Genomic DNA, 516 nt, shown 5'->3' with positions numbered 1-516 from the left:
GAGGGTATGCCTTCCATCAGCTGTTCCCTGTCATTCTCACGGACAACGGATCTGAGTTCTCCTGTGTGGAGGAGCTTGAGCGAGACATTGATGGGATGTCTCACCTCTACTTCTGCGACCCTAGCCGTCCTGACCAGAAAGGGCGGATTGAGAAGAACCATACGGTTTTGCGAGCCATTCTTCCCAAGGGTACTTCCTTTGACCAGTTAACTCAGAAAGACATTAATCTAGCCATTTCCCATGTCAATTCCTTGAAACGAGAAGAGTTTCAAGGAAAATCTGCTTATGACATCTTCACCTTCACATTTGGCGAGGACATCGCTGCTCTTCTGGATTGCCAATTTGTCAAATCAGAAGACACACACTTATCACCTGATTTATTGAAATAAAGGGAATTCTCCCCTCTAACTACACATCTTATAACCATCGAAAAGTCTCACACTAAACGCTAGTAACTGGAATTTACTCTAAGACGACTCTGTTTTAGGGCTATTTGTCGTGCACTTTTTTCTGAGT

The 516-nt window shown here is 44.2% G+C and carries 1 protein-coding gene; it reads left to right on the top strand.

The genetic code is table 11. The features are described from left to right. A partial coding sequence (locus tag ADI86_RS04025; protein ID WP_049531898.1) for a hypothetical protein occupies nt 1-389 on the top strand: 389 nt, incomplete at its 5' end. Between the last annotated feature and the right edge of the window lie 127 nt (nt 390-516).

This window comes from Streptococcus pseudopneumoniae, assembly GCF_001074975.1.
Taxonomy (GTDB): Bacteria; Bacillota; Bacilli; order Lactobacillales; family Streptococcaceae; genus Streptococcus; species Streptococcus pseudopneumoniae_D.
Note: the sequence above shows the minus strand (reverse complement) of the source record. Positions and strands in the feature narration are given on the sequence as shown.